We start from the raw sequence: 9,550 nt of genomic DNA on the forward strand, positions 1-9,550 counted from the left end.
CCCACTGCCAGTCCCGCCACTGCCCCGTATACATGGCGGCCACCCCTGAAACCGCCGGCAAACCCCGCGCCGTAACGACACAGGGTTCGACCCGATCAGATCCCGCGGTGGACCAGATGCTGTAGCTCGGCATGGTCGCCGACAGGGCCGCATCCAACAGGTAGGGATAGACCTGCTCGGGCCGGGCCTGCTCTTCATGAAGTGTGACGATACGATCACCGCCCGAGCCGGACGCTAGTCGGGTGTACTCCGCATTGACCCGCAGGGGACTGGACTGAATACGGGCCGCCAGTGAATCGATCTGAATCTGGCCGTCGAGCGCAGCCAGGGCAGCAGACTCCAGCGATTCGTACCAGACATCGGCGGCGGTCAACGCCACCGTGGCCGGGGTATTGGCCGGCGCCGAGCCCAGGATGGTGAACGGAAAATAACGACCGACCCGGTCCACGCTGGGCAGAGAAATTCCGGCCCAAAGCTGGCCGTCTATCACGCCTGGAGAGAGCGCAAATCGCCAGATGGGACTGGTGAGATACACATCCAGCCAGTGCTCGCCCAACTGCTCCTGAGTCGCAGCGATTACAGACTGTAACCAGTCATCCCAGATATTCACGCACTGCGATGGTAGCCCCCGGTGAATGAAATCACCGTGGGCGGGCAGCTTACCGAAAAAACCAACGACGCCATTGGCACTCATCACAGCACCTCCGGACACTGATATCGGCGCAGGGGATTATTGGTCAACAGATTGTCGACGCTTTGGGTGCGCACTTCATACACCATCGTGTTCCGATCCGCACGGGTATCCGCGGCGGCGCTGGAGAACGTCAGGTGGAAGACGTCCGAGCGAGACGTTTTCTGCACCTGAGCATCATCCAGCGCTCGGAACCAGGCCCAGGGCCCCTGGTACACCCGATCACTGGCGCCCCCGTTGACCTTCTCGAACACCAGACGCAGCCGGCGTTCCGCCTGATCACCCGACCAGTCAACCCGACGCCAGAACTTGGGCCCGTGACTGTACGACAGGGTCTGGTCGCCCATATCAAGAATAAAGCGGGCATTGTCTTTGGCCAGGTCTTGCGGTTTGAACTCCAGACTCAGTCGCGGGGAGGACTCCCCCGAGCGGAACATCAGTTCGGTGATCGCCTGCCCGTGGCGGATCTGAGCCAAGGCACTGGCCGAAAGCCCCAGGCCGTAACCATCCACCTGCCGGTTGTGCCACCGCCCCCGGGTCTGAACAAACGGCTCGATATACTGCTGTACAAAACGCTCGTGCAGCCCGCCCGGCTTGAAGAATTCACTGAAGTCGTACAGTGACATTTCCGCATCCACACCGCCCACCAGTGGGTAACGGCCCGCCGCCATGCGCTGATACGGCTGATACACCTGGGCCTGCCACTCGTTGACGACATGCCCTCGAGCTTCAATCAGAATACTCCGCCAGGTTTCCCGTGACAGGCCGTTGAGCCACTGCTCCAGGGGCTGGGGCAGGTTGCGCGCATAGCTTCGCAATTGACTGGCCGGATTACCCTCGCCATCGGCAAAGCGCGCGCGGGCGATTTCGAACGCGCGTCGTTGGGGGTCCGGCGACATCCGGATGTCCTGCACGAAATCACTCAGCTTGCGCACCTCCCCAAGCACCGCGTGAATGGGTGCCTGACCGGCATCCCCCGCCATCAACCGATGCAGCTCACTGAAATGGCGATCCACTTCGGTGGAGTCCATTTGCGAGGCAATCAAACCGGCCGCAATACTGGTTCGTTGACTACGACCCGCTCCGGCCACCTTTTCCTTGAGCTCGGGGTTGGTCAACTGCGTCTGCGCGGCGCTGACCTCCAGTACCCGCAAGAGGGGCGAGTACAGTGGGTCCGCCGCACGCGCCAACCGCTCGCTGCCCTGATTGAGGCTGGCGAAAGAATCAATGGAAAGTGCCTGCTGTACTCCCACCCAGGTGCGAATGTAGTCGCGCAGATACAGTTCGGTCACCCGCTCGCTCAGCTCCCCGAGGTCGTCCTCAGTCATGGTCTGGGCACTCTGCTCCAGGCTCTCAAATATCCAGCGGTCATTGACCAGCTCACGCAGTACCGGCGATCGTGGTGAGAGGTCGATGGACTTGTAGCCTTCGCGGGTGAACATCCAGGGCACCTGAATCGCATCCCGGGCGTTCGCCGGCAATTCAAATACCGCGGTCAACTGATTGCCGTATTGAGCCCGCAGATCAACCGGACGTTGAAATTCCGGCTCGCTCTGAATCCGGTTATAGACTCGCTGAGCGACCGGAACCTGCAGTAGGCGTTGGGCCACCGTTCGGGCCAGAGGCTGGTTAAGCGCCTGATCCGTCAACTCCAGGGCCAGCAACCCCTCCAGGTGGTGCCGCAACGAGGTCTGAGTCTCGCGCTCCACCGTAGCGGCCCACCGACGGGTAAACCACTCGACCACCTGCGGGGCTTCCATGCGCGAAGTATCCCCGAACATCTGGTACACCCGGAACTGGTTGTACAACTGCAGATCATCTTCGGTATTCAGCAGCGCCTGCTCCAGCTCCCGCAACAATGCCTGAGTGAACGGGCCGCGCAGATAACGCTGATACGCCTGATCGGCGCGTTCATCGATGCGTCCCATGTAGAGGCCGACGCCGGTCAATACCGGGTGTGCGTCCCGGTCGTATACAGAACTGGCCTGAGCCAGGGCGGTCAGCGCTGGCAGGTGCGCTCGGGGGGCTGCCGGACCGTAACCATCCCCTTGTCGCTGCTCGAAGCGGGACAGGTGCGAGCGGACATCTTCCATATCAGAGGCGTGGCGACTGACACTGCCTGTCCACACCATCATCAGACCCACGACACTGGCCGCCAAAGCCGCGTAAGCCGAGCGCCGCCCCCACTGCCGCCAGCGTTCATAGCGTGGATTGGTGCCCACCAGCTCAGACTCCGGAAAAATCACATCCTGAAAGAGCCGTCCCAGGAAAAAGCCTTTACCCCGATTCACCCCCGGTGCGGCCGGTTCGCGCCCAAACCCGAACTGTGCCGACACGGTACTGACCAGGCGATCAATCGGCGTGCCATCCTGGGTGCCGCTCGAGTAATAGACGCCGCGCAACAACGGCTGGTAACGATAGCGATTCGGGGCAAAGGTCTGCTCGACAAACCCCTTGACCAGGCGGTTGAGTTGTTCAAACTGGGTCGGAAAATGCTCGATGGCGGCCCGACGCTGGGGATCGCGTTCCTGATGAAGTCGCCAGATCAGACGTTCGTACAGTCGGGCTTCGAGTTGACGAAGCTCGGCGTCAATAAACTCAAAGTCCGGGGCCGACTCCACCGAACCGGCGCGGGGCAGGCTGAGGCCCCACACCTGCTCACGCTCGTCTTTCCCCAGGTCTTCGAAAAACTCATTGAAGCCCGCGATCAGGTCCGACTTGGTGAACATGAGATAGACGGGAAAGCGCACCTCCAGCTTACTCATCAAATCATCAATGCGGGTGCGAATGGTGCGAGCATGACGGGCGCGCTCTTCTTCGGTCTGGGTGAGCAGATCCTGCACGCTGATCGAGACAATCACGCCGTTGATCGGCCGGCGACGGCGGTGCTTTTTCAGAAGCCCCAGAAACCCCTCCCAGGCCGAACTGTCCACCACCCGGTGACTGTCTTGGGTCGTGTAACGTCCCGCGGTGTCCACCAGCACGGCATCATTGGTGAACCACCAATCGCAGTGTCGGGTTCCGCCAACGCCCTGCAGCGCTCCGGCACCAAACTTTTCGGCCAGGGGAAACTCCAGCCCGGAGTTCACCAGCGCGGTGGTTTTGCCCGCACCCGGCGGGCCCACCATGATGTACCAGGGCAGCTCATACAAGGCTCGACTCTTGTTGGCACGGCCCCGAAAACGACGCTGCCGAAGCACGGCCAGCGCTTCGAAAAAGCGCTGCTGAATCTGCTGGACATCCTCGGCCGCCTGACTACTGACATAGTCCGTTGCGTTGGTCTGGCTCTGCTGAATGTCGTCCACCATCGCCTGATTCTGCTGGCGATCCCGCCATTGCAGGCGCAGGTTATTCAGCCCCCACAGCACCAGCAACACCAGAATGACCAACAGTCGGGTGATGCTGCTGGCCAGGGGCGCCGCGTTTTCATCGCCAAACTTGATCAGGGGTCCGCCAAACCAGACCAGCAGCGCCAGAATTAAGACACCCACCAGCGATAAGGTGACCGGGTGGAGCAAGGTATTTTTAATCCGCTTCATCATTACCATCGGTTCCCTGTTGGTCTACTCAAACGAATCCCTGGAAAAGGTTTCAATCTGCTCATTGACAGTATCGAGCTGCTCCACAACGGGGTTGGAATTGGTGTAAAGCCAGTACCGGAAACCGGAAAAGATCAACACCAGAAGCAACGCCACGGCAGCACTCCAGATCCACAACGGAATGGATTCTCCCAGGGTTGAGGAGGTCCGGCCGAGTCCCTGCCAACGTGGCGACAGCGCGCGTTCGTGCTCGCCGCGATACCGGCGGATGGTCCGGTAGAGCTCGTCTTTGATCTGCTCCAGGGCATCGCGTCCGCGGTTTGCCAGACGGTAGCGCCCTTCGAACCCCAGGCTCAGGCACAAATACATCAACTCCAACATGTCCAGGTTCTGGGATGGGGCCTGGTTCATGCGCTGCAGGATCTGAAAAAATTTCTCACCCCCTGAGGTTTCATTGTGAAACGCACTGAGCAGAGTCCGCTGCGCCCAGGGACTGTCGCTACCCCAGGGGGTATTGAGTACCGCCTCATCCAGAACCGAACAGAGAACATAACGGGCCGCCAGCACAATCTCCGGCGGATAGCCCCGGTCCCGGGCCTCCACTTCGAACTCCCGGATCGACTGGGTCAACTGACGGTACAGACCGCGCACATCAGTGTGGCGTGCCGACTGGCGGACTTTGCCAAATACCAGCAGTAGCGTATTGGCGGAGCTGACCAGAGGATTGAGCCCCCGACCGGCAACCAGAGGCTCAGGAGGCAGGTCCATCGCTGATGGTGGCGCGGGTGAATCAACCGGTGAAGGCGCACGCGGCTCTGGTGTTCCGGCCGCAGCGCGCGGGGTGTTCACGTCTGGTTTCATTCGGGTGCGATCGCCACCGGGGCGAGGCTGGCGAAAGACCGTTTTGTCCGGAGAATCCATGGGTGCTCCTCAATATCGAGAGGCGATCGCTATTGGCGAATCGCCCAGAACTCCATTTCCAGGCCGGGGAAGTCTCCGCCCACGTGCAACGCAAAGCCACCCGAGCTGGCCATTTCCCGCCAGAAGGCGCTGTGCTGATCCAACTCAAAGTAGGCGTATCCCGACCGGTAGGGAATCTGCCGCGGCGCCACGGGCAAAGGTTTGATGGCAATACCCGGCATGGCGGCGTTGACCAACTGCCGGATACGCTCCACCGGACCCACCTTTATTTGCGCCGGCAGGCGCGAGCGCAGGGTTTCCTCGGCGATATCGGCGCGCACCGCCAACACAAACGCCGCCGAAGAAAGCAGCGAGCGATCGGGAATGGTACCCACGCGGATACCATATTTCTTTTCCTCAAGTGGCAGACCGATGGCGGTCTGCTCGTACACCATCGACAGGTAGCTGCGCAGGGTGGTCATCAGGGGCAAAAACGTGGCCTGCAATTGATCGTGCCGGTACGGCGCGAACTCCGGTGGCCGCTTCTCCCTGGCGACAAAGGTGGACAACTCTCCGGCCATCAGCAGCAGTTGCTGAAACAGCGCCAGAGGATGCAGATTGCGCACCGTGGCCAGATGGGCGATCAGGGGTTCATAGCGGTTGATCATCTGCAGCATCATGTAGTCGGCGATTTCCGCGGTTCCGCCCCGGCGGGCATCCGCCAGACGGCCCGCAATTGCCTCGCCCCGATGATGCAGCATCCCCGATAACTCGGGCAGAAAGCCCGCGAGTCTGGGGGCGGCCGTACAATCGAGACAGGTGGCCAAGTACTGCTCATCGAGCAGCACGTTGTGGTCATCGCGCACCTCCGCAATGCGCAGCACGCCAATACAGGCATACCCGCTGAGATCCTCGGACTCGAGCATCAGGCGTAACCGGAGCTTACCCACATCCACGGGACGGGTATCTCCGCCATCCGAGGTGACATCCCGCGCACTGACTTCCGACACGTAATAGCGGGCCAGGGCCTGTGCATCATCTTCCCGGGAGACGTCCACCGCGCCCGGCCGACGAACCGGTACCGCAAGATACACCAGCGTATTGTGGGCGCCTTCGGGAACCTCGAGCACCCCGGGCGCATCATCCACTTCGGGGAAATTGAAGGGAGTACCATCGGGGAACACGCCCCGCCCCCGGGACACGGACAGCTTGCCCAGTTTGAGCAACTCCTGATCCAGCTCCAATGCCTGTAATCCCCAGGCATAGGCGCCCAGGGCACTGCACTTGGCATCGATGTAGCGTTCGACGTAGCGGTCGTACTGCTGAAAGTGCTGAGGGTTCAGAAACATCCCCTCGGACCAGATGACTTTGCTGCTCAACGACATGATCTATCTTCCCTATTGTTGCCGGTTCATTGTGGGTTCCAATCAGTTCAGCACTGACAACTGGTTACCCGAGATCTGCAGTTTGATGACATCCCTGAACACGTTGCGCGCGGTAACGGGAATGACGACTTTGTAGGCGGCGCGCTGGTACTGATAGAACTCGGCCATGATGCCGACATAGCGCGTGTTCGCATCGAGTACCAGCTCATGGTCCCGAATCTCGCCGGGGACCACACCGGGTAGCTGGCGTCGACGTACCAACGTATCACCGAGCACGGCCGAGTCACGTTCATACAGACGCACAAAGTCAGCGTCAGCAAACGCCTGTTCGGCGGTCAGCTCGTAAAACCTCAGCACCACTGGCGCGGGCTCGTTGCTGTGATCGGGATTGATGTCCGCGCGCGCGTCAATGGACAGCCTGACATCGGTCTGTAACTTGAGCATACCCCCGACGCGGCTTTCCTGATTCGCGCAGGCGGTCAACCAACACACCAGCAGAACCGGAAAAAGCCTACGAAGTAAATCAAACCGTTCCATAATTCATCTCTCCTATCGTTACCGGTCGATTATCGCGACGCCGCTCAAGGACGCAGGGCAGACAGGCGACGCAACTGATCCTGATACGCCTGGACAAACTCGTCACCGAAAATCTGCTGAAAAGAGCGCTCCATATTGTCACTCAGGCCCCGGTAGTGCGCTCGGTAGTTGTCCCAATAGCGCGCCTTGCGTACGGGCGGTATGACGCTGGGTTTCTGTTGGCTGTTCGCATTGGCCTCGAAACGATCCGGGTCGAACTCCTTGAGCATATGCTCAAACGCTCGACGCATACCGGAGATCATTGCCAACTGGTGTTCCGCAATTTCCTGGAATCCCTCGCGAATGGCCTGCAAAGGCTCCTTGTACGCCTGGCTTCGACGCACAAAAATATTCTCTAGCGCTTCATCGACATCGGCAGAGAACTTGAGTGGATTGTTCTCCACGGGCTGAATGGTGGTGACATTCATCCGAAACTCGTTTTTTATGCTGGCCCGAGAGCGCAACACCTGCATCAACCCCTCAATCACCTCCCGCATCATGGTGCCGATCAGCGGCTCCAGCTCCACTCGCGCCTCCGGGCTCAGCCGGTCCAGATCCACTCCCATGGCGGAAAATAGCGTTTCCGATGTCCGGGGTGGCATGGAGTCTGCGGACGGCTGGGTGGACGTAACCTCTACAGGTTCAGCGCGGCTGACCGGAGTCGGGCGATCCAGGCTCGGGCGCTTGCCAGGCTGAGGCGTGACGACAGGCCCTGGTATTTCCTGTGCCGCGTTATCGTCATGCCCAGCGGGTTCATCCCGGAGTTGTGCATCCGTTGGCTGGGGGGCGGCCGCCCACTCGGGCTCGCGGTCGAGCTGCGGGGAGGCGGAGTCGGGCTCGCGCTCCAAAGGCTCCAGCCAGTCGGTGGGAATCAGTTGTTCCTGATGGGCCTCTGGCCAGTGGATCGCGTCGACGGACGGATCCTGCCACTTCGATTCGGAATCGGAGAAGGCCCCTTCGCCAGGGCCGGGATACAGTGCTGTGGACTCATTGTGCCAGGGTTCGCGCTCGGCACCGGATGCGCCATCCAGCATCTGCAGAGGATCCAGGGAATCTCGGGACGGGTCGGCGACCGGACCGGCATCAAAGGGATCACAGGCAAAGGGATCATCGACGGAAAAAGGCGTGGCGGGATGTTCCTCTGGCGCGGGCTCTGTCGCAAAAGGCGACGCATCGAGCGAGCCGGCCTCGACATTCAACAGGTCGATCGCGAACGTGTAGTCGCCTATCTCAACCTGATCACCGTGATTGATCGTCGTCACCACGCCTTTGCCCAAAGGCTCTGACGAACCGTTGATAAAAGTGCCGTTGGTGCTGTGGTCGATCAACTGGAAGCGTCCCTGCTCGACCGTAAACTCGCAGTGCCGAGCCGACAGGATCCGGTCGGGATCCGGCAGAACCCAGTGATTATCGGGACCGCGCCCGATCGTTCCGCCGTGCTGATCGAATGAAAATTGCTGTTGGGGAAGAGAGGCGCCTTCTGGCGTTTTGATCATCCTTAGCTGTAAGTTCATTCCGTTATCATCCCGAAAGTGTCCGTTTTCTTTACGCTCCATTGGCTGAGCCGTCTGGGCGTCGAGCCAGGAGACTGTATGCGGCGTTCGCCCTTCGTTGCCCGAAGGACATTCCCTGGCGCAGATCACAAAATTTTTTGAGCCACGCCATTGCGATGCGCCGGCCATTCTGTGATGGAAACGGATTGTACACCATATTTTTTTTGAAACAGAATCAAAAATATTGCACTCGGTCACATTTTTCGACGCGGAACAAAAAAATATTTGGCATTCGATTCGTAAACAGTTAATTTTTTAATCGCGCTGTGGTAGCTTTCTCCATCTCCAGCGAATAGCCAACAACGGATTGTTATGTTTATTTATGTGACGGACTACCTTCATTCCTTCGCGGAATGTCTGCATCAGACCAGAAAAAAGCCGTTAAAGTCGATGTGACTCAAGGCCGGCAGTGACAGGAATCAGCAGAACACCATAGGGAAAGACAGGCAATGGCTTCACCCCATATCATTGAGCTCGACGATTTACTCGCCCCTATCGCTGAGGATACACCCTCGGGTGCAGACCCTCGCGCCAGTGCGTCTCCGAACTCAACCTACCAGACACTCAAACGCGAACGATCCAGCGCCCGAGCGGCGGAACGCAAGTCCGTACACGACGGTGACAGCCAGGAGGCCGACCACCATTGGCGTGAAGTGCTGAACCTGGCCCCCAAAATTCTCAAGGAAGAAGCCAAGGATCTCGAAGTCGCCAGTTGGTACACCGAAGCCCTGGTACGCAAACAGGGCTTTCAGGGCTTGCGCGATGCGTTCGCACTGATTCGCGGGTTGGTCGAACAATACTGGGAGAACCTCTACCCGACACCGGACGAAGACGGCCTGGAAACTCGCGTGGCCCCTCTCTCCGGACTGAACGGTGAGGGGGCAGAGGGCGTATTGATCGCACCGA

7 protein-coding genes are annotated in these 9,550 nt (G+C 59.7%); 1 reads left to right on the forward strand and 6 read right to left on the reverse strand.

Going from position 1 to position 9,550, the window contains the following annotated elements; all coding sequences use genetic code 11:
• The 6 genes from tagF to tagH all read right to left on the reverse strand — a co-directional run.
• Positions 1–694, reverse strand: a 694-nt coding sequence (tagF, locus tag B3520_RS05040; protein WP_286875545.1) for a type VI secretion system-associated protein TagF, incomplete at its 3' end; no start/stop codon positions are given.
• Positions 694–4,233: a type VI secretion system membrane subunit TssM gene (gene tssM / locus B3520_RS05045; RefSeq protein WP_286875546.1), complete on the reverse strand. Its 3,540-nt coding sequence runs from the start codon at positions 4,231–4,233 to the stop codon at positions 694–696. The genes tagF and tssM, both read right to left, overlap by 1 nt.
• Positions 4,234–4,254: 21 nt before the next feature.
• Positions 4,255–5,151 carry a type IVB secretion system protein IcmH/DotU gene (gene icmH / locus B3520_RS05050; protein WP_286806265.1) on the reverse strand — a complete coding sequence of 299 codons (897 nt, stop codon included), beginning with the start codon at positions 5,149–5,151 and terminating at the stop codon, positions 4,255–4,257.
• 29 nt (positions 5,152–5,180) lie between these two features.
• Positions 5,181–6,515 (reverse strand): type VI secretion system baseplate subunit TssK, encoded by a 1,335-nt coding sequence (tssK, locus tag B3520_RS05055; RefSeq protein ID WP_286875548.1) that lies wholly within the window; start codon positions 6,513–6,515, stop codon positions 5,181–5,183.
• Between the two features lie 42 nt (positions 6,516–6,557).
• Positions 6,558–7,052 carry a type VI secretion system lipoprotein TssJ gene (gene tssJ / locus B3520_RS05060; RefSeq protein WP_123639126.1) on the reverse strand — a complete coding sequence of 165 codons (495 nt, stop codon included), beginning with the start codon at positions 7,050–7,052 and terminating at the stop codon, positions 6,558–6,560.
• Positions 7,053–7,096: 44 nt separating this feature from the next.
• Positions 7,097–8,605: a type VI secretion system-associated FHA domain protein TagH gene (tagH, locus tag B3520_RS05065; RefSeq protein ID WP_286806261.1), complete on the reverse strand. Its 1,509-nt coding sequence runs from the start codon at positions 8,603–8,605 to the stop codon at positions 7,097–7,099.
• Between the two features lie 488 nt (positions 8,606–9,093).
• Between tagH and B3520_RS05070 the strand changes: the two genes are divergently transcribed.
• Positions 9,094–9,550: ImpA family type VI secretion system protein (locus tag B3520_RS05070; protein WP_286875550.1), on the forward strand; the 457-nt coding region annotated here is incomplete at its 3' end.

It is taken from the genome of Marinimicrobium sp. UBA4509, from assembly GCF_002388575.1.
GTDB classification, from domain to species: Bacteria; Pseudomonadota; Gammaproteobacteria; order Pseudomonadales; family Cellvibrionaceae; genus Marinimicrobium; species Marinimicrobium koreense.

What these genes read in the sequence shown, in the direction of transcription:
- tssM (WP_286875546.1), bottom strand. Translation starts at nt 4,233, where the DNA reads ATGATGAAGCGGATTAAAAATACCTTGCTCCACCCGGTCACCTTATCG.
- icmH (WP_286806265.1), bottom strand. Translation starts at nt 5,151, where the DNA reads ATGGATTCTCCGGACAAAACGGTCTTTCGCCAGCCTCGCCCCGGTGGC.
- tssK (WP_286875548.1), bottom strand. Translation starts at nt 6,515, where the DNA reads ATGTCGTTGAGCAGCAAAGTCATCTGGTCCGAGGGGATGTTTCTGAAC.
- tssJ (WP_123639126.1), bottom strand. Translation starts at nt 7,052, where the DNA reads ATGGAACGGTTTGATTTACTTCGTAGGCTTTTTCCGGTTCTGCTGGTG.
- tagH (WP_286806261.1), bottom strand. Translation starts at nt 8,605, where the DNA reads ATGAACTTACAGCTAAGGATGATCAAAACGCCAGAAGGCGCCTCTCTT.